The following is a 25,643-nucleotide window of genomic DNA, read 5'->3' as shown; positions in this document are numbered from 1 at the left end:
GCTTTATGAACGACACTTCCTCTTCCCGCATTGATGTCAGAGTATGTACCGAAACGCCTCGTCCTCGTGATCAGGGCCATATTTATGTGCGCGCGCAGCAGGGCCGCTGGCAACGATTGCGGCGTCGGCTTGGCTGGGGCCTGATGTTACTGTTTTTGATCGGCCCCTGGTTACAATGGAATGGTCAGCAGGCGATATTACTGGACTGGGAGGCTCAGCGGTTTTATCTGTTTGCCATGACCATCTGGCCACAGGATCTGACATTGCTGGCGCTGCTGCTGATGGTGGCAGCCTTTGCCTTATTTTTTGTGACGGCCTGGCTGGGCCGGGTGTGGTGTGGTTTTTTGTGCCCGCAAACGGTCTGGACGTTCTGGTTTATATGGGTGGAAGAAAAACTGGAAGGCAGTGCCAATCAGCGCCGGCACCGGGATCAGCAGCCGGCCACGCTTGATTCATGTTTGCGTAAAGGCAGCAAACATCTTGTCTGGCTGCTGATTGCATTTCTGAGTGGTTTTACCTTTGTGGCGTACTTCACGCCTGCCGGTGAACTCGCAAAAGGGCTGCTGACGCTGTCAGCCGCGCCCTGGCCGGTATTCTGGGTGACCTTGTTTGCGCTCTGTACTTACCTTAATGCAGGGTGGATGCGAACCATAATGTGCACTCATATGTGCCCTTATTCGCGCTTTCAGTCTGCCATGTTCGATGCCGATACGCTGACGGCAAGCTATCACGCTGCGCGGGGAGAGCAGCGGGGACCCCGTGCGCGCAAAAGTGATCACCGGGCGCAGGGGCTGGGTGACTGCATTGATTGCGGCTTGTGTGTGCAGGTGTGTCCGGCCGGTATCGATATTCGTGACGGCCTGCAATATGAGTGTATTAATTGCGGTGCCTGTATTGATGCCTGCGATCAGACCATGACCAGAATGGGGTATGAACCCGGACTGGTCGGATATGCCAGCGAGAATGAGCTGGCAGGACGCAAAGCCGCACGCTCCCGGCTCAAAATACTGGGATATGGTGCGTTTACGGTGGCATTACTGGCGCTGCTGGTACTGACAGTGGCCAGCCGCACGCCCCTGGCTCTGGAGGTAGTCCGGGACCGGCAGCAGCTCTATCGTGAAGCACTGGATGGCCGTATTGAAAATACCTTTACGCTGAAACTTGCCAACAAGAGTCAGTATGAGCAGCAGGTGGTACTGGCGGTGGAAGGGCTGAATAATCCGGTCTGGCACGGCCCCCAGCGGGTGACTCTGGTTCCGGGAAACGTCATGGAAATCCCGATCACCCTGTCTCTGGCGGCACCTGTGCCGGGTATACCTGCACGCACTCTGGTGTTTGTGGCTTCCACTGAGCGGTATCAGGTGCGTACCGACAGCCGTTTTCTTGCTCCCTGAGGCAGCAGCTCAGACGGTTCTTAATCTGGGGCGTGTGCCTGCCGGGTGCCGGGTGTGGTTTGCAGGTGTTAATGCCTGCTCCAGCTCAGTGTTCAGCTGCTGGCACAACTGACACAGTTGCTGAAGCTGGTCTGATGCCTGCTGCGTCTGACCGGCCTGATGAGTTGCATGCAGCCGGCCGGCCAGTTCGTGCACTTGTTGGTGCAGCTCCTCAAGGTAACCCAGCGGCTGCTGCTCTGCCGCTGAGCATTGCCGGTACCAGGCTGCAAAACGACATTGCTCTGCTGACAGCGTTGGCCATGGAGTACCTGGCTGCTGTAATGCGATACGAATATTTTCAATCCATGCGGTGTGTTCAATGCTGGCGTAGAGCAGAGGCAGCCGGTTTCTGTCGGTTCCGGGAAGGTGAGCCCAGTGTGAAGGCGGCTGCCAGCTGTTTACCCAGGCGGCAAGTCCGGCGGCAGGCATGGGACGGGCAATACCATAGCCCTGTGCCAGATCACAGCCAATGCGCAATAACATGTCGCCATGTTGTATGGTTTCCACGCCCTCGGCAATCACGTCGCGATTAAAGGCCCGGGCCAGACTGATAACACCATCGAGAATGGTCAGGTCTTCCGGATCTTCAAGAATATCACGTACAAAACTCTGATCTATTTTGACCATGCCCGCCGGCAGCTGTTTGAGGTAGGTCAGTGAAGAGTAACCGGTCCCAAAGTCATCCAGTGATATACCAATGCCAAGCCGGCGGCACTGATGCAGCCGTTCCGATATCTGTGCCAGATCGCCCAGGGCACTGGTTTCCAGTATCTCCAGCTCCAGCAAGGCCGGATTTATATCGGGATAGTGTCCCAGCAGATTTTGCAGTTGCTCTACAAAGTGGCTTTGTCGCAGCTGACGGGCGCTGATATTAACACTGACAGGCAGCGTCAGACCCTGATTAATCCATTCCCTGATTTGCTGCAACGCGGCATCAATGACCCAGTTGCCCAGTTCAATGGCCAGCGGATGTTCTTCAATGGCTGGCAAAAAGTGTGCCGGAGACAAGAGCCCTCTGGCAGGATGCTGCCAGCGAATCAGGGCTTCAACGCCCACTACGGTACCATTGCGCATGTTGACCTTGGGCTGGTAATAGAGCACAAACTCGCCATGGTGAAGTGCATGGCGCACATGATCCAGGTTTTCGTGATGGGTGCGCATGTCTCTGTCTTGTTCGGTATCAAAGAGATAATAGCGGTTTTTACCTGACAGCTTGGCCTGATACATGGCCTGATCAGCCTGACGTAACAGTTGCTCTGGTTCCAGCTCCTCAGGTTGTGGATAAAAAGTGACCCCCAGACTGGCGGTGACGTTCAGCTCCAGCCCGTTCATGTTGACGGGTGTGGCTGCCGCCTGCAGCAGGCGGTTAAGCTGGGGCTTGCAGTGGTGAGAGTCCTTGAGATCGAGCAGAATGGCCACAAACTCATCACCTCCAACCCGGGCCAGCGTATCCCCTTCCCGGATCACGTCTTTCATGCGGGCTGCCACTGTCATCAGCAGATAGTCTCCGGCCTCGTGGCCGTGGGTGTCGTTAATGGCCTTGAAGCCGTCCAGGTCAAGGTAGGCAATGGCCAGACACTGCTGATGCCGGCGCGCCTGGCTCATCGCCTGGTTAAGTCTGTCGGACAGCAGTGTACGGTTATGCAGTTTGGTAAGTGGATCGAAGTGGGCAAGCTGTCGCAGTTGCTGCTCATTGTTTTTCAGCAGGGTAATATCAGTACGTATACCAATAAGGCCAATGATTTCCTTATTTTCAATATCATCATAAATCGGCGTTTTCACATCCATGTAGACAATCTGCCGGCCATCTTTGCCCAGCACTGCCACTTCTTCTGACATGGACTCGCCCGCCAGTACCCGGTTGTCGGATTCGCGCAGCCGCTGTGCTACTTCAGTTGAGAAGAATTGCTCATCCTGGCCACCAACCAGCGTGGTGCTGTTGCAGCCAAATTGTTCCAGTGCCGCCCGGTTGGCATAAATATAGCGAAAACGGCTGTCTTTCATATAGATAAACGAAGACACATGATCCAGCGCCTCACGAAAGTGGCGGCTTTGATTGTTAGCAGCCTTAAGTGCCAGCTCTGCTTCTTTGCGATAACTGATATCGGTGATCACGCCACACCAGCTGGTGCCACCGTTTGCTTCACGCTGGGGCAGGGCGTCACCCTGCAACCAGCGGATGCGTCCGTCCTTGTTTTTAATTCTGAATTCGTGACGCCAGGGAGTGAGTGTGCTGGCAGACGCATGCATGCTGCTGGCCATTTTTTCAACATCATCAGGGTGAATGGCATCAAAGACAGGGCCGGCATTCTTTTCTGCCTGTTCAGGGTGCACCCCGAAGAGCTCGCGAATACCATCGCTGGCATAGGGAAAACGGGTATGGCCGTTGTGCAGGCTGAACTCAAAGATCATGCCGGGAACACGGCTGGCAATGGTGTTAAGGCGGTTTTCCAGTTTGCTGAACCTGACTTCGCGATGCCGAATATCCTTTGACAGCTGCTCTGCCAGCTCGGTGGCCTGCAAGCGGCTGTTGAGCGAAGAGCGCAGCAACAGAACCAGTAGCAGGGTTAATGTCAGGCCGGCAGCCAGTGTGATGATGGCTGCAAGATAGTTGCCGGCAGCCACTGGCCCTTGCTGCTCCAGTACCAACAGCCACTGATGTCCGTACAGGTCGATAACGCGCTGTTGCTGTAACAAAGCCTCAGGTGCTGATGCTTCACCTTGCTGATAAATCAGCGATGCAGGGGATGCCGAGTTGCCATCATACAGCTGCAGCCTTAACCATCGGGTGTCTTCAGCTGGCAGGGAAGCCATGATATTGCTGATCAAACTACTGATATTAATGGTCGCAAAAGCCCAGCCATACAAACCTGCAGCGGGAGAGGATGCTTTATTAAAAACCGCATCGGTCAGCATAATGGCGGCATTGTTGCCAAACGGGCTGGAAAGAATGGTTTTTCCCGTATCTGCTGCCCGCTCCATGGCCAGCCGCAGCGGCACCTTAGTCAGCAGATCCTGGCCTGCCCTGAACTGCTGCAGGTTATCCAGCTGACGTTGATAGAGCACATAGCCATAGTGATTTCGCCTGCCTGCGGGTGTGATGGAGACGTTGGTAATATCAGGATCTTTATCCTGAATAAAGCGTGCAAACCCCAGTGTGTTGATGCCATCAAGTGACTTGCCAGACTGTAACCGGCTGGTAAATTGCTGCCAGTCTGCAGGTGTTACCCTGGTTGAGGCGTGAAACAGAGCCGCGCTGCTGCGGGTTACGACAGCAACGCTTTCTATGCGTTTTTGCAGCTCCAGGGTAATGTGACCGGCCAGTGCGGAAAATGCCTGTCTGGTATTTTCATCCTGATGTTGTTTCAGGTTAAGGGCCACGACAGAGGTAAAAGCCAGCCCTGCGGCCAGTACAAGCCATGAAAGGGAATGCAGTGCAAAGGTGCTGAGTCGTGACATGGCCGCTGCTGGTGATTGATTTATGAATGTTTCTAAAGATTAGCAAGCGGCAGCAAAAGAGGCGCAGGGCGGGCGTAATAATTTTATGCCGGCAGGTGGCCTCAGGTTACCTGCCGGTCTGATGGCTCAGGGGGCCGGATTGGGGTATTGCTGATGAATATCGGCAATGCCCTGTCGCAACTCATCGGTAAGCCCGACGTGAACGCTGTCGATATTTTCCTTGAGCTGCTCCAGGCTGGTGGCACCAATCAGATTGCTGGTAACAAAGGGCCGGGTATTCACAAAAGCCTGAGCCAGCTGTGTGGGGGTAAGGCCATGTTCTTTGGCCAGGGCCACATAGGCACTGGTGGCGGCCCGTGCGCCGGCACCGTTGTAGCGCTGAAAGCGGCTGTAACGGGTCAGCCGGGCTCCTTCGGGCTGAGCACCGTTTTCATATTTGCCGGTGAGCATGCCAAAGGCCAGCGGCGAGTAGGCCAGTAAGCCCACCTGCTCACGCAATGAAAACTCCGACAGGCCCACTTCATAGGTGCGGTTAAGCAGGTTGTAGGGATTCTGAATGCCCTGAATGCGCGGATAACCGTGGCGCTCGGCTTCCAGCAGAAACCGATGCACGCCCCAGGGCGTTTCGTTAGAGAGGCCGATATGGCGGATTTTGCCCGCTTTTACCAGCTCATCCAGCACCGCCAGAGTCTCGGCAATGGGCACGGTATCGGCATCACTTTCACTCAGCTGCTCAAAGCCGAGCTGACCAAACATATTGGTCTGACGGTCGGGCCAGTGCAGCTGATAGAAGTCGATATAATCGGTTTGCAGCCGGCGCAGGCTGTCGTCCAGGGCACTGACAATATTGGCCCGGTCCAGCATGGGCTTGCCGTCACGAAAATAGGAAGGGCGCTTGGGATCGTGCGCCCGGCCTACTACCTTGGTGGCCAGCACCACCTTGTCGCGGTTGCCCCGGGCGGCCAGCCAGTTGCCTATCATGGTTTCGGTGGCACCCTGAGTGTGTTCACGGGGCGGAATGGGATAGAGCTCGGCGGTGTCGATAAGATTGACGCCATGATCCAGCGCCATATCGAGCTGGGCATGCGCCTCGGGCTCATCGTTCTGCTCGCCCCAGGTCATGGTGCCCAGGCCAATCAGGCTGACATCAATATCGGTGTTACCCAGTTTTCTGTACTGCATTGCGCTCCCCACAGTTTGCTTCTGTTTTGGCAACAGCATACCAGCAAAATGTGCGGAAGATCACGGCCCCCCTTCGGGGAGCGGTAAGCTGTCAGCTTTCAGCTGTAAGTGGTGTTGACGGGAGGCCTTTAACGGTTCCGGCGGGGTGAGGGATCGTCTTGATGAATATACGAACAGTGGCTAAATTGCCCGGGATAAACCCGGGCCTGCAAACTACCTGCTTTCAGACGGTACCAGTGTTGCTCGAAGCAGCAGTGGGGATTGCCGGAGCCGACCGTCAAATGTCATGGATGACATTTGCCGAGCGTCACATGGATGTGCTTGAAGCGTGTCGGCGGAGTGCAACCGCACTGATGCTTCCTGCTTCCCACTCCCTATTCCCTTGCTCTTAAGCCCCAATAACACCGCCGTCTTCGCGGGTGATGACCATCACGCTGGAGCGGGGAGTGCGGTTGCCGCCAAAGGGGAAGTGCGATTTGGCCAGCTTTTCACCCGGGTGCTGCACGCCCACAAACAGGGTGCGCTGATCCGGAGTAAAGGCCAGGCCGGTGATCTCGCAGGCCACCGGGCCGGTAAGAAAGCGCCGGATTTCGCCGGTGTCGGGGTCGGCGCACAGCATCTGGTTATTGCCCTGACCGGCAAAATCACCGCTGTTGGAGTAGTTGCCGTCTGTCTGGATCCACAGCCGGCCGCCTTTATCAAAGCCGATGCCGTCTGGGCTGTTGAACATATTGTCGGCGGTAATATTGGCCGAGCCGGCATAGAGGTTGCCCTGGTGTACTGTGGGATTGCCCGCCAGCACAAACAGATCCCAGTCAAAGCCGGCAGCGGTGTGCTGGCCGTTTTCCGGACGCCAGCGCACTATCTGGCCATAGTGGTTTTCGGCACGGGGGTTGGGGCCGTCAACCGGCTGATTGTCTTTGATACCGCGGTTCTTGTTGTTGGTCAGAGTACAGAACACCACCGGCTCGCTGGGGTGAGCAGCCACCCACTCGGGTCTGTCCATGGTGGTGCCACCCACCTGAGTGGCAGCCAGGCGGGCATGGATCAGCACCTCGGCCTGGCTGGCAAAGCCGTTTTCCGGCGTCAGACCGTTTTTGCCAAAGCTCAGCTCAAGCCACTCGCCTTTGCCCTTGAGCTCACCGCCTTCACCTTCATGAAATTTGGCCACATACAGGGTGCCTTCATCCAGCAGATTGCGGTTGGCCGCCATATCGTCAGGGTTATATTTGCCTTTGCTGACAAAACGGTACAGGTGCTCGCCGCGCTCATCATCGCCCATATACACCACCAGGTGGCCGCTGTCGGCCACCACCAGCTCGGCGTTTTCGTGCTTGAAACGGCCCAGGGCGGTGCGCTTCACCGGCATGGATTCGGGATTGTGCGGATCAATTTCCACTATCCAGCCAAAGCGGTTGGGCTCATTGGGATTTTCGGCCAGATCAAAGCGGGCATCGTGCTGATGCCACTGCCAGCGGCCACCCTCGGCACTGATGCCGTAGCGGGCCATGGCGGCCGGAATCTCGCCGTTGCCGGTATGGCCGAAATAGCCGTGAAAGTTTTCTTCACAGGTGAGGTAGGTGCCCCAGGGGGTCATGCCGTTGGCACAGTTGTTAAAGGTGCCCAGCGCCTGTTCGCCCTTGGCATCGGCGGCGGTTTTCAGCAGCGCGTGGCCGCTGGCGGGGCCACTGATGGCCATGGGCGTGTTGGCATCAATACGGCGGTTGTATTTGCCGTCTTTTACCAGCTGCCAGCGGCCGTCTTCTTTTTTCAGGGTCAGCACAGACACGCCATGGGCCGCCTGAGCATACTTAACATCTTCGGCGCTCATGTTGTCGCCCTGATGGGGGAACATGATTTCGTAATTACAGTATTCGTTATTTACCGCCAGAATGGCGTTGTTATCGTCGATGGCAAAGAAGCTCATGCCGTCGTTGTTGTCACCAAACTGACCGGCCTGGGCCTGAGCGTTATTATCGCTATCGCTGAACTCGGGCACAGAGCCAAACAGGGTATCACCCCAGGAGATCAGCCGCTCGGCCTTATAGCCTTTGGGCACAATAAAGGCGTCTTCGGTGCTGGCGGCAACCGGCTCAAAGCCCATCAGGGGGCTGCTTTGAGTGGCGGCGGCGACCGCCCGGGACAAGGGCGAGACGGTAAAGAAGGCTGCGGCACTCAGGGCGGCGGCACCGCCCAGAAAGCGACGGCGGCTCAGGCTTTTTTCTACCAGTTGAGTAAATTCGGGTGTTTGCTCACGGGAGTGACTCGACATTGTATTTTTCCTTTGCTCACAGCAGGTTAATAATATTTGCCGAGTATGCTGCCGAGCCGGAATGACAGTGTGATATCAATAATATGACAGTAAGGTGACAGCCATGCCAAAAAGGGCAGCCGAGTGGCTGCCCTTATGTGTGCTTAATCGTCCCAGTCGTCGTCATCCCAGTCATAACGATGCTTGCGCTTGTGCTTATAGTAGTGCTTGCGCTTGCCATGATAGTGATGATGCACCTCGCGGTGGCCGTCACCAGAGCGCGCCCCCAGGGCCGAGCCGGCCGCACCGCCCACACCGGCACCAATCAGCTGGCCGCTGTCACCACCTACATTTTTACCAAGAGCGGCACCACCGAGGGCACCCACGGCACCGCCCAGGGCAGCTTCGTTCTTGTTGCCCCGGTTGGCGGTAGCGGCACCACCGGCGGCACCACCCAATGCAGCACCCACCAGGGCACCGGTGTCGCCACCCATCTGTTTGCCCAGCAGGGCACCGGCCACGCCGCCGGCACCACCACCAATAATGGTGTTGAGCGACTCGCCGGCCGTGGCCGTATTGATGCCCATCAGCATCGGCAGCATCAGAATTGCACAGGTCTTTTTAAGCATGGCTGTCTCACTCAGCAGTTAAAACTGATAAGCAAGATAGCGGCTTTTTTAAGGAAGGGAAGGGGAGCCGGCAAGGCCAGAGATGGTATCGTTTGAGTTTTGTTTATATGTAAGTGATTGTATTGGTAGGGTATTTTGGTTTTTTTCTGTCGGGGTGGCGACCAAAGCTGACCGACAGGTCCTGACCCATGCTCAGGGGTTGGCCACCCACACCAGGGCGCGCAGGGCGTTCTGACCGTAGCGGGCCAGCCTGTCAAAGCGGGTGCGGGCAATGGGCAGATATTGTTTGTCTACCGGGCTTTCGCCGGCGGATTCGTCAATATCCGGGTCGTGAATATAAACAAACTCTTTGTCCATGGCGCACACCAGCACCCAGTGCGGTGCCTTGCGCCCGTCCAGATGATAGGTGCTGATCAGCACCAGCGGCAGCCGGCCCTCACTCAGACCCTGCTCCAGCTGCTCAATAGTAAAGTGCTCATAGCGGGGCGCAATGCCTGCTTCGGCCAGATTGGCCAGAAACTGCCGGTGCACCCGCTCCAGCACCTGTTTTTTCTCGAGGCTGCGCACACTGTTTACAAACAGTGGGCCGTCCTGGTTCAGCATCAGCTCCACCGCAAAGCCACGTTTGTGGGCCGCCAGCGCCAGACCGTGAGGGCCGCAGCCGCCGTGACCCTGAGTCATGAAAATGGTGGTGGCCTCGCGCCACAGTTGTAACTCCAGATCCGGCTCTGCCCTATGGTCCGGATCCAGACTGCTCAGTGCCATCATCAGGGAGGCGGGCCCGCAGGTGAATTCCGTGGTCTGGCGGTAATAGGGCACGGTGCGGCTGCCCGCCAGCGGGTGGTAATGGTGAATGCGCTTCTGGTAACGCAGAGCGCTTTCATGATCTTCGTAATAGTCGTGATAAATGCCGAACTGCCGGTAGCCCAGCTGCTGATAGAGGTTCTGCGCTGCTGTGTTGTCGGTACGCACTTCCAGCCGCATAAAGACGGCCCTGTGTTCACGGGCAGCAACTTCGGCAGCGTCAAGCAGGGCACGGCCCAGCCCCAGGCCTCTGGCATCGGGAGAGACAGCAATGGAGTAGATGCGCGCCAGCTGAGTGTTGCGGCGGAACAGCACCAGTACATAGCCCAGCAGGGCAGTGTCTTGCTCGGCGACCAGCAGCACATCTTGCGGGTGGTCGATAAAGCGTAAAAAGCTGCGCCGGCTCACTTTGTCCTGCTCAAAACAACGGGATTCAAGAGCCAGCAGAGCGGTGAGATCGGAACGCAGGGCAGAGCGGATAACAGGCGCAGACATAAGGCACTCGGAGCAGGAGAGGCGTGCTTCAACATACGATAATTTTTGGCTCGCGGCGAGAAAATTTCACTGCATTCACGGCCGATTGAACTTAGAGTAGGACGCATAACAACGGTTTGTAGAGCAAGGGAATTTTCAATGACACAACTGGTTCTGGTAGTGGATGAACTGAGCGCCTGGGCACCTTATTTTCCCAGTGAAAACCTGGTGGACTTTCAGACCTACCTGAAACAGCCGCCGGTAAAAAATGCGCCGCGAACCCGGGTAATTAATCTGTGCCGCACCGGCAAGTATCTGTCCAACGGGTATTACTGCTCGTTGCTGGCGGAAGCCCGGGGGCAGCATGTGATCCCTTCTGTGTCTACCCTGAATAACCTGCGTAACAAGGGGCTGTTTGCCTTTGGCTTTAACGGTGTGTCGGAAGCGCTGGATGCGCATTATGGTGAGCCCGACACCGGCACAAAAATAAAGGTAAAAAGCTGTTTTGGTCAAAGCGCCGTGCCCGGGCTGGAAGGCCTGTGCCGGGAGCTGTTTGAGCGGCTGCCGTGCCCTGTGCTTGAGCTGACCTTCAAGCGTCGCAGCCGCTGGGAGCTGAGCGGTCTGGCGACCCTGTCACCGGCAGAGCTGAGCGGGCAGGAAGAAGATCAGTTTGCCGATGCCCTCGACAAGTACTCCCGCATTATCTGGCGCAAGCCCCGCTCTGCCAAACGCTATCGCTATGATCTGGCGGTGCTGGTGAACCCCAATGAAGCCCTGCCGCCCTCCGATGCCGGCGCACTCAAGCGCTTTGAGCGGGCCGGCGAGCGGGCCGGTGTGAATGTGGAGCTGATCACCCGCAAAGACTATCAGCGGCTGGCGGAATATGACGGCCTCTTTATTCGCGAGACCACCGCCATCGATCATCATACCTTTCGCTTTGCCCAGAAGGCGGAGCACGAAGGTCTGGTGGTGATTGACTCGCCTACCTCCATATTGCGCTGTGCCAACAAGATTTTTCTGGCGGAAAGCTTTGCCAAGCACGGGGTGCCCACGCCCAAAACCCTGATGGTAAACCCGAAGCAGAAAGACGCCGCCCAGTGGCTTGAAAGTGAGCTGGGGTATCCTTTGGTACTGAAAATTCCCGACGGGGCGTTTTCACGGGGCGTGTACCGGGTGGCGGATCGGGAGCAACTGACCGAAACCCTGACCAAGCTGCGTAATGCTTCTGCGCTGGTGCTGGCTCAGGAGTATTTCTTTACCGAGTTTGACTGGCGCATTGGCGTTCTTAACCATCAGCCCATTTTTGCCTGCAAGTATTTTATGGTGAAAGGGCACTGGCAAATCTACCGTCATAACGACGGCAAGGAGGCCGACTCCGGCGGCTTTGTCACTCTGCCCACCCATGAGGCACCGCCCATGGTAATTAACGCCGCCCTCAAGGCGGTCAAACCCATCGGCGATGGCCTTTATGGCGTGGACATCAAGGAAGGCAAGGGCCGGGTGGCGGTGATAGAGGTAAACGACAACCCCAATATTGACCATGGGGTGGAAGACGTGTTTCTGAAAGACCGGCTCTACGACATGGTAATAGAAGATTTTGTGCGCCGGTTCGACAAAGACAGAGAGGCCGTCGCGCTCAGAAAAGGCCGGCGCGACGGCCGCTAGGCTTATAAAAAGCCGGTTTCGCCCCGCTTGAGCGGATCCGGCTTGGGCTCACCGTTGGCACTAAAGTCCAGTGAGGCGGAGTTCAGGCAATAGCGCAGCCCGGTGGGGGGCGGGCCGTCGGGGAACACATGACCCAGATGGCCGTCGCAGCGGGCGCAGCGGATCTCTACCCGGCGCATGCCGTGGCTCATGTCGGCCAGCTCGCGAATATGATCCGGATGGTAGGGGGCATAAAAGCTGGGCCAGCCGGATCCCGACTCGAACTTGCAGGCGGAAGAAAACAGCGGCAGGGCACACAGCCGGCAGAAATAGCTGCCTTCTTCATGATTATCGAGCAGGCCGCCGCAAAAGGGCGGCTCTGTGCCCTGGCTCAGCAGAATGCGGCGCTCTTCAGGGCTGAGCTGCTCCGCCAGCGCCTGCAGCTGGGTTTCGCTCGGCGGAGAAAGATCATAAGGGCTGGGAGTCTGGGCCATGGTCAGATGTCCTTTTTCAACCTGTGTTTGTAGTAATGATGCACCTTGGCCACCTTGGGCTGAGCCACGGCGGCAATGTAGGGCTGATTCGGGTTACGGGCAGCATAGTCCTGATGATAGTCTTCTGCCGGATAGAAAATATCCAATGGCTCCAGGCTGGTGACAATGGGCTGGTTAAAAGCGCCCGCCTGCTCCAGCTGCGCAATATAGTCTTCTGCCAGATCCCGCTCCTGCTCGTCCTGCCAGAAAATGGCCGAACGATACTGAGTGCCGGTGTCGTTGCCCTGGCGGTTAAGCTGGGTGGGGTCGTGGGCGATGCCAAAGAATACCTTCAGCAGGGTGCCCGGACCGATAAGGGCGCTGTCGTAGCTGATTTTAATGGCTTCGGCATGTTTGGTGGTGCCGGTGCAGACAGCGTCATAGTTGGCGTCTTGTGCTTCACCGCCGGCATAGCCGGAGATCACATCAATCACGCCGTCGAGCTGGCGGTAAACCGCTTCTGTGCACCAGAAACAGCCGCCGGCCAGAGTAATGCTGCGCTCGCCGGTGTTGCGAAAGGCGCTGTCGTCAATATCGGGAAAATCGCTGGGCAGCAGACCCAGAACCTCGTTACTCATGGGGTTCTCCTTGTTGAACTGTCGTCTACGTTACCATAGCCAAAGGTCGGGGCAAGGCTCACTGTTGCGTGAGCGCGCATCCTGTTAATCTTGGCACCTTTATTGTTTTGAGTCCTGCATATCATGGAACTGGATTTACTGACCCTGGGACTGCTGGCGCTGGCAGCGCTGCTGGCAGGCTTTATTGATGCTATTGCCGGTGGTGGCGGCCTGATTACCGTGCCGGCGCTGCTGGCCACCGGCATGCCGCCCACCATGGCACTGGCCACCAACAAGCTGCAGAGCTGCTTTGGCTCCTTTTCGGCCTCGTTTTACTATTTTCGCCGCGGCCTGATTGACTGGGGCAATATAAAGTGGGCCATTGGCTGTACCTTTGTGGGCAGCATGCTGGGCACCCTGCTGGTGCAGCGCATTGATGCTTCCATACTGGAAAAGGTGCTGCCGTTTTTGCTGGCGGCCTTTGCCCTGTATTTTCTGTTTTCACCCAGCGTCGGCGATGAAGACCGAAGCCGCCGCCTGGGCATTATTCCCTTTGCGCTGATAGTGGGCACAGGCGTGGGCTTTTATGACGGCTTTTTTGGTCCTGGCACCGGCTCCTTTTTTGCACTGGGCTTTATCGCTCTGGCGGGCTACAGCATGGGCAAGGCCACGGCGCACACCAAGGTGCTGAACTTCACCTCCAATATTGCCTCGCTGCTGTTTTTTATACTGGGCGGCCAGGTGGTGTGGGTTGCCGGTCTGGCCATGGCCGGCGGTCAGTTTCTGGGTGCCCGTCTTGGCTCCAATATGGTGGTGACCAAAGGCACCCGCATTATTCGCCCCATGCTGGTGACGGTGTCGCTGATCATGTCGGCGCGGCTGCTGTGGCAGCAATATCCGCAGCTGTTCAGCTGGGTGGGCTGAGGTGAGCAAAGCGCTGCAGGGCCTGCTGGGCCGCCAGCACCTTCGCTACCGGCGCTGGCTGCTGGCTCTGGTGCTGGTGTTGCTGGGAGCCGTGTTGCTCAGTTTGCAGTCCGGCGCCGTGGGCGTGGGGCTGGATGTGCTGTGGCGGCCGGTGTCGGCGCTGGAGCAGCAGGTGTTCTGGCAGTTGCGCCTGCCGCGCACCCTGCTGGCGGTGCTGGTAGGGGCCAGTCTGGCGCTGTGCGGTGCCGTGCTGCAGGTGTTGCTGCATAACCCGCTGGCGGAGCCGGGCCTGATTGGCATTTCCAGCGGTGCCAGTCTGGCGGCAGTGTTAACCCTGTCGCTGGCGGGCTGGCTGGGCTGGCAGCTGCCCCACTGGGGGGTATCGCTGGCGGCCTTTGCCGGGGCTCTGGTGGTGACTGTGCTGCTGTTGCTGCTGGCCCGCCGCCGGCTGGGCCAGAGCGGCCTGTTGCTGTTTGGTGTGGCGGTGGGCATTTTTGCCAATGCCATTCTCACCTGGCTTCTGTATCTGGCCGACGACGCTTCCATGCGTACTTTTCTGTTCTGGATGATGGGCAGCCTGGGTTATGGCCAGCGGCTGTCCTGGGGCTGGTGGATCCCGGCTATTGTGGCGCTGCTGTGGCTGGTGCGTCAGGGCCGGCGGCTGGATCTGCTGGCGCTGGGTGAACAGCAGGCCCGCTTGCTGGGGCTGAATGCCCATGCGCTGCGGCCAAAACTGGTACTGGCGGTGTGCCTGCTCACCGCCTTCAGTGTGGCCATGGCGGGGGTGATTGGCTTTGTGGGGCTGGTGGTGCCGCATTTGCTGCGCTTGCTGGCCGGTGGCCGCCAGCGCTTTTTGCTGCCGGCCTCGGCCCTGGCCGGCGCGGCCCTGCTGGTGCTGGCGGATGTGCTGGCGCGCCAGACGCTGATCACCGGTGAGCTGCCCATCGGGGCCGTGACCTCCACGCTGGGAGCACCTGTCTTTGTCTGGTTACTGGTAAAACGCCATGCTGACGCTTGATAAATTAACCGTTGAACACAGAGTCGGGCCGGTGAGCGGACGGCTGGCGGCCGGTCGCCTGACCTTGCTGGTGGGGCCCAATGGCAGCGGCAAGTCCAGCCTGTTGCTGGCCGCCGCCGGCCTTGTTACCGCTGAAGGTCATGTGCGGCTGAATGGCGAACTGCTGGACACACTGGATCTGGCGGAGCTGGCGCGGCGGCGGGCCATGCTGGTGCAGCACTCTGTGCTGCCGGCAGGATTAAAAGGTTATGAGCTGCTGGCGCTGGGGGTGCAGGGCGAAGTGAGCGAAGCCGCCTGTGAAGAAATGGCGCGGCTGAGTGCTTATCTCAAGCTGGACACTCTGTATGGTCGTTCTTTGTTGGCACTGTCCGGCGGTGAGCAGCAACGCCTGCTGATCGCCAAAACCCTGCTGCAGGTATCGCCGGCGCTGAACCAGGAGGCGCAGTTGTTATTGCTGGATGAGCCGCTGGCGGGCCTGGACTGGCAGCACCAGCTGGCCACCCTGCGGCTGTTGCGCCACTATGCGGAGCAGGGCCTGACGGTGGTGGCTTCCATTCACGATATCAACCTGGCCGCCCAGTTTGGCGACGATATCTGGTGCCTGCACAAGGGCCAACTGGTCGCCAGCGGCGGCCCCGAGGTGCTCACGCCAACGCTGGTAGCCGAAGTGTTTGAGGTAAAAGTCAGCTTGCTGGAGCAGGACGGGCAGCGGTTGCTGCTGCCCGAATAAAGCTGGAAGCCTGAAGCGAGAAGCCGGAAGTAATACAGGTTGGCGATGAGCGCAGCGAATCCCGACATTTTCGCTGCATGCGGCGATATTTGCCGGATTGCATCCGCGACAAAAGTCCGGCCTACAAAACCACGTTTTTGTTTTACTTCCAGCTTCCAGCTTTCAGCTCTCCGCAGGGGTCGCCTGATACAGCCGCTCCAGCACTTGCTCGCTGTCGTTCCAGCCGAGGCAGGCATCGGTAATGCTTTGGCCGAATACCAGCGCCTGGCCTGGCGCTGCGTTCTGCTTGCCTGCTTCAATAAAGCTTTCAATCATGACACCGGCAATATGGCGGCTGCCGTTTTCCAGCTGGCGGGCGATGTCTTCTGCAACCTCTATCTGGCGCTGGTGCTGTTTCTGGCTGTTGCCATGGCTCAAGTCCACCACCAGTCTGGGGGGCAGACCCAGAGCACTGAGCTGGCTTGCGGCGTCACTGATGCTCCGGGCATCATAGTTGGGCGTTTTGCCGCCCCGCAAAATCACATGGCCGTAGGGGTTGCCGTCGGTCTGGTAGATGCTCATTTGGCCGTGCTTGTCGGGAGAGCCGAAAATATGGCCGTGGGCGGCGGCACGCACCGCATCCAGGGCAATCTGAATATTACCGTCTGTGCCGTTTTTGAACCCCACCGGGCAGGACAGCGCCGAGGCCATTTCCCGGTGCACCTGAGACTCTGTGGTGCGCGCGCCTATGGCTCCCCAGCTGATCAAGTCGGCAATATACTGGCCGGTCACCATATCCAGAAACTCGGTGGCGGTGGGCAGGCCCAGGGCGTTAATGTCGCACAGCAGCTTGCGCGCCAGCGCCAGGCCGGTGTTCACATCAAAGCTGCCGTCAAGGTGCGGGTCGTTAATCAGCCCTTTCCAGCCCACTATGGTGCGCGGTTTTTCAAAATAAGTACGCATCACAATACACAGTTTGTCGGCGTAGCGGGCGTTAAGCACGGCCAGCCGCTCGGCGTAAGCCAGCGCCGCCGCCGGGTCGTGAATGGAGCAGGGGCCGACAATCACCAGCAGTTTGTGGCTTTGGCCGGTGAGAATGGCTTCAATCTCGGCGCGGGCTTGAGTGACCGTATTGGCCATGGCATCGGTCAGCGGGTAGCGTTCGCTCAGCTGGTGCGGAGTGATTAGCGTGGACAGCGGGCGGCTGCGCAGTTCGTCGGTGGGGGTGGGCATGGTAGGGCCTGCTTGAATAATAGCGTGCAACAGCACAATGCCCTTAACATAACCAAAAGCCGTGGCAGGGAAAACCACGGCTTTAAAATTTTATGCCATTAACTGACTTTCAGGCTTAGCTGAAACGCTGACCTGAGATAGCCGGATGATAAATAGGCTGGATCACATTGCCGGCAGGATCGGTAATATGAAAGCTGCGGGCACCGTCTCTGTGATCGTGGGGCTGATCCAGCATGGTCACGCCCTTGGCCTTGAAGAACTTGAACCACTCTTCCAGCTCTTCCTTGGTATCCACGATAAAGCCAAAGTGATCCATGCTCTGCACGCCGCTGGCAGGCAGATCGGAACGGCCGAGAGACAGGTTGTCGTTGCCGCAGGTGAGGTACACCAGGTTATCGCTGGCGCGGTTGAGGATCTCCATGCCCATGATCTCGGTGTAGAACTGGACGCACTCTTCCAGATTGGGCATGGTAAAAGCGATATGGCGCATGCCGTTAAAACGACCGGGTCTTTCCATTGCTGGGCTCCTTGGAACTCGTACTGATATTTGTGTACTATTTGTTGAATTTACTTAAACAATTGGAGTTTACAATGTATTCAATTATTGTCAAAACCAAGCTGAAACCGGGCACCACTCAGGCTTTTCTTGACGCCATGCTGCCCAACGCCGCTGCGTCCGTGCGCGACGAGCCCGGCTGCCATACCTTTGATGTGCTGCAGGACAGAGCCGATCCTGAGCTGTTCTGGCTCTATGAAATCTATCAGGACGAAGCGGCCCTGGCGGCCCACAAGGAAACCCCGCACTACAAGGCCAGCCGCGCCGTAGTGACCGATCTGATTGCCGAGCAGTCGGTGATCCGTGCCGACGTGCTGGCGGTGAACCCGGAGCGTTAAGTGCATGGATATAATGGCCCGGCTGGCGGACTGGCACATTACCCCGCCGCTGATTGAACACCCGCCACTGCACACCTGTGACGATGCCGACCGCCTGCTGGTGAACCGGCCCGGAACCCGGCTTAAAAACCTGTTTCTGCGGGACAATTATGGCCGTAAACACGCGCTTCTGCTGACCCCGCCTGACAAGCAGGTGGATCTCAAGGCGCTGTCTCGCCAGCAGGGCTGGTCGCGTCTGGGGTTTGCCTCGGCCGAGCGGCTGGACCGTTATCTGGGCGTGGCCCCGGGTCATGTGTCTGTGCTGGCGCTGGTGAACGATGCGCAGCAGCAGGTGGAGCTGTGGCTGGATGAAGACTTGCGAGACGGCGACGACTTTCACTGCCATCCGCTGCGCAACACCGTCACCGTGCTGTTGAGCCGCAGCGATTTACTGCGTTTTACCGAGCAGACCGGGCACACTCCGCTCTGGCTGCCGGTGCCTTCTTTTTAAGGGATTGGGGAATAGGGACTGGTGGTGTTGTCTGTAGGCCCCAATTTATTGGGGCAAACCGTGCGTTATGTTATGCCGTTTGCCCCTAGCATTGCTTCCAGCTTCCAGCTCCCGTAGGGTTTAAATCGCTTCTATTTTCGCCGGCAGGCCCTGGCGTACGGCGGCACCGCTGGTCCAGTCGAGCCAGACGTTGGCTACGTCCTTGCGGGTGGGATCCATCAGCCCCAGGGCGTTCTGGTTGACGCCGGCACCCAGCCGTGGATTAACCGGCGTGGCCTCGCCGTCAATCACATGGGCCCGGGCACCCAGCTCGGTGTGGCCATAGCCGTGCTCAATGGCGATGGCCCCTTCCATAATGCCGTCGCGTACCAGGGCAATGCCTTCCACACTGCCCCCCGGCGTGCTCACCCGCACCGCCTGACCATGCTCAATGCCGGCACGTTCGGCATCCTTGCGATGAATGCTGATGGGGTTTTCCGGATGGATCATGCGCAGCCGCTCGGCTCCTATGCTGGACGAACTCATCAGGTGCGACTTGTAAGACGTCACCAGTAGCGGCCACTCGGCTTCGGAATAGTGTTCCCGCATGGGGCTGCCGTCGGCAAAGCGCGGCTCATACAGGGCGGCACAGCCCGACAGCCGTTCGCCGGTCATTGAATGAATGCTGGTGCCGATGGTGGGGTTCCAGATGCACAAACTGTCTTTGGTGCGCTTGTTCATCAGCTCGCCCTGCCAGCCCGACTCAAAGGGGGCAAAACGGCCGCCCCGGCTGAACACAAAGCCCACCTTGCGCCGCTCTTCCGGTGCCAGTGTGCTGTCTATCAGCGGCATTAACCGGGCGGCGTTGGTCAGCACCAGATCGTCGGCACTGGCATCGGGCACCGGCGTGCCGGCAAAGGCCAGGTTGGCGGCGGCGCGCAGGTAAAAATCCGCACCGGTATGCAGGCCGTGCAGCTCACCCTTATGATCGCGAATGGCATTGTCACCATAGCCAGGCAGCTCCATGGTTTTGCCGAGATTAATAATAAAGGCTTCCAGCCCCAGGTAGTCGCCGTTGGTAAGACGCGGCGTGGCCGGGGTTACCACCGGCCAGCGTGCCGTGGTGGCGGCCTGGGGTACACCGCTCCAGGGTTTGGTAAAGCCCCAGCTCTCATAGGTGAGGGTGTCGGGCACTATGTAATCTGCCAGCGCCGTTGTTTCGTTAATAAAACCGTCCACGGCAATAAACAGCGGCAGGTTTTTCGGGTCTTTCAGTTTTTCACCCAAAAATGCCTGGCCGCCGCCGATGCCATAGAGCGGGTTGGTCATGTGGCTGATCCAGGCCTTGAGCTTATAAGGGTAGCCCGCAAAGGCTGCCGCCAGATGCTCGGTGAGCAGGGGCGATGAAAACGAAAACCAGGGCGCTCTGGACGGATAAGGGGCCTCACCGGCGGCCAGCTTGCGCTGATATTCGCTGCTGTTTTCATAGGCAAAGCGGTTGCGGGACAAAAACAGCCCTTTGGGGGCCACCATGCCGTCAAACTCGGCCAGGTTATAGCGGGGGCCGTTTTCCACTGCCGCCACACCGCCGGCCCCCAGCGCCAGCCCGCCTTTGGCGTTCACATTGCCCAGCAGGGTGTTCAGGGTCATCACCGCCATGGCAGTATAAAAGGCGTTGCCGCTCATCATGCCGCCATGAGCATCAATCACCGCCTTGGGGCCATGGCGTTTCAGCTCCCGGCCCAGCCCTTCAATGATGTTGACCGGCACGCCGCAGCGGGTGCTGTAGTCTTCTATGGAATGGGCAAAGGCGGATTCTTTCAGGCACTGCAGCGCCGATTTCACCCGCACCGGCTCGCCATTAATCTGTATTTCATGGTCTACCCAGAGGGTGGCAGGACGACCGCTGGAATGAGCCATCAGCTCACCGTTTTCGGCATTTACAACCAGCAAAGTCTCGGCATCACCCATGTTCAGGTCGGCGGCGGTGAGAAAGCGACCGGCCTGTGGGTGAGGTGCCTGCAGCACCAGATGGGTGGCATTGCTGTGGCTGGGTTGACCGGCTCTAGCCTGGGCTTCGGGACCGGGCTGCGCCAGATAGTCAATATTTATACCGTTGTTTTCCATCAGCCAGCGCATCAGCGCCAGTGCCAGGGCATCGTCGGTGGCGGGCTTGATGGGCACCCAGCGGCCCCGGCCATCATTCAGCCGGCTGATGCTGTTGGGCAGAGTCGGGGCCACCACCACATAGTCCAGCCCGCCGTCGCTGCGGGCGGCGGCCAGCTGCCGGCCCTGGCGTTTAAAGGGGTTGCCCGCCTGGGCCGGCGAGGTGCCGATGCACAGCACAAAGTCGGTGTGATCCCAGTCGGGCTTGCCGTGGGCGAACTTTTTCAGATCGTTAAACACGGCACCGGCGCCGGCACGATAGCCAAAGCCGCAGTAGCCGCCGTGGTGGCCAAAGTTGCGGGTGCCAAAGCTGTTAAAGGCAAAACGCTTGAGAAAGCTGTCCCGGCCTTCGTCGCCGGCGTTGGTCACCAGCAGCTGGTTGGCCTTGGGGCCAAACTCGGGATTGGCGGCATCCACCGGCGTGTCGAGATCGCGAATGGCGTTCAGGCCGTCGACATGGCCTTCACCAAAGAGATCGCCGCCCTGCGTGACTTCCTGCAGCAGCTGCTCAAAGGAAATGGTCTGCCATTTGCCTTCGCCGCGCTTGCCGGCCCGTTTCAGTATTTGGGTGACCCGGTAGGGGCTTTGCAGCTGCTCGGCCAGGGCCGCGCCCCGGGCGCAGGCGGTGGAGCGCTGCTCAATGCCCGCTTCTCCGGCAAGGCCGGTATACACCTCACGCACTGGCGTTTCCTGAGCCGGCGGTCTGGGGTTGGACAGCGGATGATAGGGGTTGCCGGCAATGCGCAGTACGCGGTTATTGGCGGTATCGACCCGGGCCCGCAGGCCGCATTGGGTCCAGCAGCCAAAGCACTGCACCGGGCTCACCACCTGATCATCCGCCATCACCAGCTCGCCGGCGGGGTCGATCATAAATTCCGGGGCCAGGGCGTTGCCGGCAATCCGGTCGTTGGTGGGCACACCGCTGGTGCCGTTAACCAGCCCCTTTACCGCCTTGCTCACCGGAGTGGCGTAGCCCAGGGCAAAGGCACCGGTACCACCGGCAATCATGCCCGCCTGTAACAGGGCGCGTCGTTTTTTATCCATGGCGGACTCCTGAATTATCCAGCAGGGCCCAGACTGCGCCGGCCAGCGCCAGCCACAGGCCCAGAGTGCCGGCCACAATCACGCCGGCGGAAGAAAGCATCTGAGGGTCGAGGTGATACAGGCCGGCCCCGTATTTGGGTACCGTCTGCACGTTCATCAGCACCACCCAGCGAAAGCCCCAGGCACAGAGCATGGCCAGACTTGCGGGCAGCAGGTCAAAAACAGACAGCGGGCGGTTCAGGCGCAGGGCGGCAAGCCCCCAAAGCACCATGCCGCCGGCCACCGACAGCAGCATCAGATGCCGCCAGAACGGAAAGTGGGTAAACAGCCGCTGCGCTTCACGCCAGGAGTCGCCGTTTTGCCACTGACCGGTGAGGGCCCACAGCAATACGGTTGCAGTGAGGGCGGCCAGCACGGCGATCAGAGTCCGGCGCAACAGGGCAGCGTCTTGCCCGCGCGGAAACAGACACTCTAGCAGCATCAGCAGGCCGGTGAGCGCCAGCAGCGCGGTCAGCAGCAGGTTCACCGGCAGCCAGGCGGTATGCCACAGCGCCCGGGAGCGCACCACCATGATCTCCATGCCGGTGTAGAGCAAAATGCCCAGCGCCGAGATGGCACACAGCCAGGCCAGTGCGCTCAGCACCCGGCCTTTTGGCCAGAGAGGCAGGTTCAGCCAGCGGTTGATCCAGGCCTGTTTAAACTCAAGATGCGTTCGCAGCAGGCTGGCGGTGATCACCAGTGCGAGCGTGACAAACACCGGCAAAATCAGCGCGCCCAGCCACATCCAGGAGCTGGGAGTCAGTTGCGTGTAAAAGTGCCAGAAACGGGCGGGCTGGTGCAAGTCGGCCAGCAGCGCCACCGGCCCTGTGAGCGCACTGATGCCCAGCACCAGTGCCAGCCGGTCGCGCCAGGGGTGCCAGACGCTGTGGGGGTTCATGGCCAGCGGCAGCAGCAGGGCGGCACTGGCGGCAATACCGATAAAAAAGAAATACTGCACGGCCCAGGGCAGCCAGGGCGCTTCGGCATGGGTGGTTAACAGTTCAATCATGGTGAGCCCCTTATGGTCAGGCGTGAGCCGGAGACCAGAGCCCCGGCTGACCGTCGATGCGTTCCAGAAACTCGTCACCCAGGCCGATGTAATACACCTGCGGGCTGGTGCCCTGCTCGGGCTTGAGCACCTTGATATCGTCTGCGTGCCCGGCCATCAGCCGGCGGGCCTGACTGTGCGGGTTGTTCAGATCACCAATCACCCGGGCACCGCCCACACAGGACTCCACACAGGCGGGCAGCAGACCCACTTCCAGCCGGTGCACGCAAAAGGTGCATTTGTCGGCGGTCTGGGTATCGTGGTTAATAAAGCGGGCGTCGTAGGGGCAAGCCTGCACACAGTAGGCGCAGCCCACGCATTGCTGGTTGTCTACCACTACAATGCCGTCGTCGCGCTGATAAGTAGCCTGGGTGGGGCACACCGGAATGCAGGGCGGATTGGCGCAGTGGTTGCAGAGCCTAGGCAGCATCACCTGAGTGGGAGTATCGCGGTTTTCGATCTCCACCTCGTATTGCTGTACCGTGGTACGAAACTGGCCCACCGGCGGCAGGTTCTCCATACTGCAACTGACGGTACAGGCCTGGCAGCCAATACATTTGCGCAGGTCAATGACCATGCCATAGCGTTTGCCATTGCCAGCCGGTGCCGCCTGTACCAGAGTAACAGGAATAAGACTGGCACCGGCGGTGAGGCCGGTTAACTGTTTAAGAAACTGTCGTTTGCTGGCGTCCATCACAGACTCCCTTGAATCAGGAATTAAGGCTATTGTCTTGCTGAGGGGGGCAATGGCTCTATTGTGGTTTTCCACAATAACGGCATGGTCTTGATCCAGGACAAGTTATATTTGATACCAAACCAGGTAATGGCCCGAATGAGACATTTTTTTCAGGGAGTCAGTCTGTTGCTGGCCGGACTTGTGCTGTGTTTTCCGCTCAGGGCAGACGATTATCGTATCGGCTTTCTGGCCTACCGGGGTGAAGCCAGAGCGGCCGCAGAATGGCAGCCTGTGCTTGACAGTCTGAACCGGGCTCTGCCGGCGCACCGTTTTACCGGCGTGTTTCTGACCCAGCAGCAGCTGAATGATGAGCTGATACAAGGAGCACTTGATTTTGTGGTGACCAACCCGGCTCATTATGTGCTGAATCGCAGCCAGGGGCTGAACTGGCTGGCGTCTTATCTGGATCCGCGCTTTGGCTCGGCCCGGGAAAGCGTGGCGTCTGCCCTGCTGGTGCGCGCTGGCAGTGATATCAGCACTGTGCATCAGCTGGCCGGGCAACGCGTGGGTGCGGTGCATGAGCAGGCCTTTGGCGGCTATTTGCTGGCGGCCGAGCAGCTGCGCCGTCAGGGGGTGGCGCTGTCGGCACTGAACCTGCAGTTTCGCGGCTATCCCGTGGATGCGCTTATATACTTGCTGCGTGATGGTGCTCTGGATGCGGCCATGGTACCGTCCTGCACGCTGGAGCAAATGGCAGAAGAAGGATTAGTGAATACTGGCGATTTTCGCGTCCTGATGTTACAGGCAAGCTCGCCCTGCGCGCGCTCCACGCCGCTGTATCCGGGCTGGAGCTTTGCTGCTGTGAATGTGACCGACGAGCAGCTGCTGCGTGATATAACGCAGACACTGCTGAGTTTGCAGCACAACCAGCAGGCCCTGTGGGGAGCCCCCATTCGGCTGGACGAGGTAGAACAATTGCTGCGCGGCTGGCAGCTGGGGCAAAGCAGCGAGCCGCCCTGGCACACGCTGCGCCATGTGCTTCTGGGCTACTGGCAATGGCTGGCGGGGCTGATGCTGATATTGCTGGTGATTGCGCTGCACCATGTGCGGGTAACCCGCTTGCTGATCAAACGCACTGATGAGCGAGACCGGCTGCACCGTCTTATTCAGAGCAGAGAGCAGGAGCTGGCCCGGGCCCGCCAGGCCACCTTGCTGGGAGAAATGGCCACGGGGCTGGCCCATGAGCTGAATCAGCCGCTGTCGGCCATTCAGGCCTACGCCCAGGCAGGGGAGCTGATGACCGCCGAGCAAAACAGCCGGGAGGTATTTAACCATATTGTTGAAGAAACCGAGCGCGGAGCCGATATCATTCGGCGTTTTCGTCAGTGGGCCAGTCAGCCGTTGCCCGGGCCGGAAGCCTTTGCGCCCGATGCACTGTGCCGGGAGCTGGCCGAGCGTATTACTCCCAGAGCCGGTGCCGCCGGCGTTCGCATTGACATCAGCGCAGAGCCCGGACAGCTGCTGAGCGTACAGCCGGCGGTGGAGCAGATATTGTCCAACCTGCTGGGTAACAGCCTGGATGCCTTTGAACGTCGGCAACAGGGCGGCTGGCTACGGCTGCAGGCCAGCGCTGAAGAAGAGGGCTGGCAGTTTGTGGTGCAGGATAACGCCGGTGGTGTTTCACCCGTGGTGATTGAAGCGCTGGGTCATACGTTGCCCGCCAGTCGTGTTCATGGCATGGGCATTGGCCTGATGGTGAGTTACCGGCTGGCCCGCCGGCTGGGCGGCAGACTGATGCTGGCCAATCAGGGAAAGGGCACAAGGGCCGAACTGTTTTTGCCAAAGGAGCAATAATGCGCATATATCTGCTGGATGATGACCCCAAGGTGCTGGCCGCCAACGGCTTTTTATTAAAGGCCATGGGCCATGACAGCCAGGGCTGGACCGAGCCTGCCCGTTTTCTGAAAGAGCTGGACGATAATGCGGAAGCAGTGTTGTTGCTGGATCTGGCCATGCCGGAGATGGACGGGCTGGAGGTGCTGGCTGAGCTGAACCGTCGTCGTTGTCCGGTGGCGGTGATTTTACTTACCGGTCACGGTGATGTGCCTCAGGCGGTGAAAGCCATGAAGCTGGGCGCGGTGGATTTTCTGGAAAAACCGGTGGATGCCCGCCGGCTGGCAGATGTATTGGCCCGGGCCAGCAAGTGCGCCGCCGATCTGAGGGCCGAGGCTGACGCCCGGCAACGGGTGGCGCGATTGTCGGCCCGGGAGCATGAGGTGGTGAGTCTGGTGGCCCAGGGGCTGACCAACAAAGCCATTGCTGAAAGCCTGTGCGTGGCCGTGCGCACGGTTGAGGTTCACCGTGCCGCCGCCATGGCCAAGCTGGAAGCCGCCAACATGGCCGAGCTGCTCTACTGCTGGCAGCTGGCGCAAGGCCGGGAATAGTGATTAGGGAGCA

General features: G+C 59.0%; 21 protein-coding genes. 9 read left to right on the top strand and 12 right to left on the bottom strand.

The genetic code is table 11. The features are described 5' to 3' along the window. Positions 1-5: 5 nt before the first annotated feature. Complete coding sequence (gene ccoG / locus G364_RS0105245; RefSeq protein WP_019934107.1) at positions 6-1,394, top strand: cytochrome c oxidase accessory protein CcoG; 1,389 nt, start codon at positions 6-8, stop codon at positions 1,392-1,394. Between the two features lie 9 nt (positions 1,395-1,403). Here the strand turns inward: ccoG and G364_RS0105240 are convergent, their stop codons facing one another. The 5 genes from G364_RS0105240 to G364_RS0105220 form a co-directional block, all read right to left on the bottom strand. Continuing rightward, on the bottom strand, positions 1,404-4,892 hold the full coding sequence (locus G364_RS0105240; RefSeq protein ID WP_019934106.1) for an EAL domain-containing protein: 3,489 nt from the start codon (positions 4,890-4,892) through the stop codon (positions 1,404-1,406). A gap of 126 nt (positions 4,893-5,018) precedes the next feature. Then, entirely contained in the window at positions 5,019-6,074 is a 1,056-nt protein-coding gene (locus G364_RS0105235; RefSeq protein WP_019934105.1) for an NADP(H)-dependent aldo-keto reductase, read from the bottom strand. 388 nt (positions 6,075-6,462) lie between these two features. Further along, positions 6,463-8,346: a PhoX family protein gene (locus G364_RS0105230; protein ID WP_019934104.1), complete on the bottom strand. Its 1,884-nt coding sequence runs from the start codon at positions 8,344-8,346 to the stop codon at positions 6,463-6,465. A gap of 143 nt (positions 8,347-8,489) precedes the next feature. Beyond that, positions 8,490-8,954 carry a hypothetical protein gene (locus G364_RS0105225; protein ID WP_019934103.1) on the bottom strand — a complete coding sequence of 155 codons (465 nt, stop codon included), beginning with the start codon at positions 8,952-8,954 and terminating at the stop codon, positions 8,490-8,492. Positions 8,955-9,146: 192 nt separating this feature from the next. Further along, the gene (locus G364_RS0105220) at positions 9,147-10,253 is read right to left on the bottom strand and encodes a GNAT family N-acetyltransferase/peptidase C39 family protein (RefSeq protein ID WP_019934102.1); all 1,107 of its coding nucleotides are present in this window, start codon (positions 10,251-10,253) and stop codon (positions 9,147-9,149) included. 138 nt (positions 10,254-10,391) lie between these two features. Between G364_RS0105220 and G364_RS0105215 the strand changes: the two genes are divergently transcribed. Next, on the top strand, positions 10,392-11,897 hold the full coding sequence (locus G364_RS0105215) for a RimK family protein (protein WP_019934101.1): 1,506 nt from the start codon (positions 10,392-10,394) through the stop codon (positions 11,895-11,897). A gap of 2 nt (positions 11,898-11,899) precedes the next feature. On the opposite strand, the gene msrB is transcribed toward G364_RS0105215, so the two are convergent. Continuing rightward, entirely contained in the window at positions 11,900-12,370 is a 471-nt protein-coding gene (msrB, locus tag G364_RS0105210; protein ID WP_019934100.1) for a peptide-methionine (R)-S-oxide reductase MsrB, read from the bottom strand. Positions 12,371-12,372: 2 nt separating this feature from the next. After that, positions 12,373-12,987, bottom strand: a complete 615-nt coding sequence (msrA, locus tag G364_RS0105205) for a peptide-methionine (S)-S-oxide reductase MsrA (protein ID WP_019934099.1) — start codon at positions 12,985-12,987, stop codon at positions 12,373-12,375. 123 nt (positions 12,988-13,110) lie between these two features. On the opposite strand from msrA, the gene G364_RS0105200 reads away from it, so the two are divergent. The 3 genes from G364_RS0105200 to G364_RS0105190 are packed head-to-tail and all read left to right on the top strand — an operon-like array spanning position 13,111 to position 15,638. Beyond that, positions 13,111-13,890 (top strand): TSUP family transporter, encoded by a 780-nt coding sequence (locus tag G364_RS0105200; protein ID WP_019934098.1) that lies wholly within the window; start codon positions 13,111-13,113, stop codon positions 13,888-13,890. A 1-nt stretch (position 13,891) separates the two neighbouring features. Beyond that, entirely contained in the window at positions 13,892-14,908 is a 1,017-nt protein-coding gene (gene btuC, locus G364_RS0105195) for a vitamin B12 ABC transporter permease BtuC (RefSeq protein ID WP_019934097.1), read from the top strand. Next, positions 14,895-15,638: an ATP-binding cassette domain-containing protein gene (locus G364_RS0105190; RefSeq protein WP_019934096.1), complete on the top strand. Its 744-nt coding sequence runs from the start codon at positions 14,895-14,897 to the stop codon at positions 15,636-15,638. The genes btuC and G364_RS0105190 overlap by 14 nt, the downstream gene beginning before the upstream one ends. A gap of 162 nt (positions 15,639-15,800) precedes the next feature. On the opposite strand, the gene G364_RS0105185 is transcribed toward G364_RS0105190, so the two are convergent. Beyond that, on the bottom strand, positions 15,801-16,850 hold the full coding sequence (locus G364_RS0105185) for a 3-deoxy-7-phosphoheptulonate synthase (RefSeq protein WP_019934095.1): 1,050 nt from the start codon (positions 16,848-16,850) through the stop codon (positions 15,801-15,803). 115 nt (positions 16,851-16,965) lie between these two features. Then, on the bottom strand, positions 16,966-17,367 hold the full coding sequence (locus G364_RS0105180) for a VOC family protein (protein WP_019934094.1): 402 nt from the start codon (positions 17,365-17,367) through the stop codon (positions 16,966-16,968). A gap of 74 nt (positions 17,368-17,441) precedes the next feature. Between G364_RS0105180 and G364_RS0105175 the strand changes: the two genes are divergently transcribed. Both G364_RS0105175 and G364_RS0105170 read left to right on the top strand, forming a co-directional pair. Further along, on the top strand, positions 17,442-17,744 hold the full coding sequence (locus G364_RS0105175) for a putative quinol monooxygenase (protein WP_019934093.1): 303 nt from the start codon (positions 17,442-17,444) through the stop codon (positions 17,742-17,744). Between the two features lie 4 nt (positions 17,745-17,748). Beyond that, positions 17,749-18,234, top strand: a complete 486-nt coding sequence (locus tag G364_RS0105170; protein ID WP_019934092.1) for a prolyl-tRNA synthetase associated domain-containing protein — start codon at positions 17,749-17,751, stop codon at positions 18,232-18,234. Between the two features lie 120 nt (positions 18,235-18,354). Here G364_RS0105170 and G364_RS0105165 read toward each other — a convergent pair whose 3' ends face one another. From G364_RS0105165 to dsrO, 3 genes are read right to left on the bottom strand one after another with little or no spacing between them, the layout of a single operon-like run. Further along, positions 18,355-21,423, bottom strand: coding sequence for a molybdopterin dinucleotide binding domain-containing protein (locus tag G364_RS0105165; RefSeq protein ID WP_019934091.1), 3,069 nt, complete (start codon positions 21,421-21,423; stop codon positions 18,355-18,357). Then, positions 21,416-22,471 (bottom strand): NrfD/PsrC family molybdoenzyme membrane anchor subunit, encoded by a 1,056-nt coding sequence (gene nrfD / locus G364_RS0105160; RefSeq protein ID WP_019934090.1) that lies wholly within the window; start codon positions 22,469-22,471, stop codon positions 21,416-21,418. Before nrfD ends, G364_RS0105165 begins: the two co-directional genes overlap by 8 nt. Before the next feature lie 16 nt (positions 22,472-22,487). Next, a complete protein-coding gene (gene dsrO / locus G364_RS0105155; RefSeq protein ID WP_019934089.1) occupies positions 22,488-23,204 on the bottom strand; it encodes a sulfate reduction electron transfer complex DsrMKJOP subunit DsrO in 717 nt (238 codons plus the stop codon). Between the two features lie 138 nt (positions 23,205-23,342). On the opposite strand from dsrO, the gene G364_RS0105150 reads away from it, so the two are divergent. Both G364_RS0105150 and G364_RS0105145 read left to right on the top strand, forming a co-directional pair. Next, positions 23,343-25,040 carry a PhnD/SsuA/transferrin family substrate-binding protein gene (locus G364_RS0105150; protein WP_019934088.1) on the top strand — a complete coding sequence of 566 codons (1,698 nt, stop codon included), beginning with the start codon at positions 23,343-23,345 and terminating at the stop codon, positions 25,038-25,040. Further along, entirely contained in the window at positions 25,040-25,630 is a 591-nt protein-coding gene (locus tag G364_RS0105145; RefSeq protein WP_019934087.1) for a response regulator transcription factor, read from the top strand. The genes G364_RS0105150 and G364_RS0105145 overlap by 1 nt, the downstream gene beginning before the upstream one ends. Positions 25,631-25,643: the final 13 nt, after the last annotated feature.

The organism is Oceanimonas smirnovii ATCC BAA-899 (assembly GCF_000381965.1).
GTDB lineage: Bacteria > Pseudomonadota > Gammaproteobacteria > Enterobacterales > Aeromonadaceae > Oceanimonas > Oceanimonas smirnovii.
Note: the sequence above shows the minus strand (reverse complement) of the source record. Positions and strands in the feature narration are given on the sequence as shown.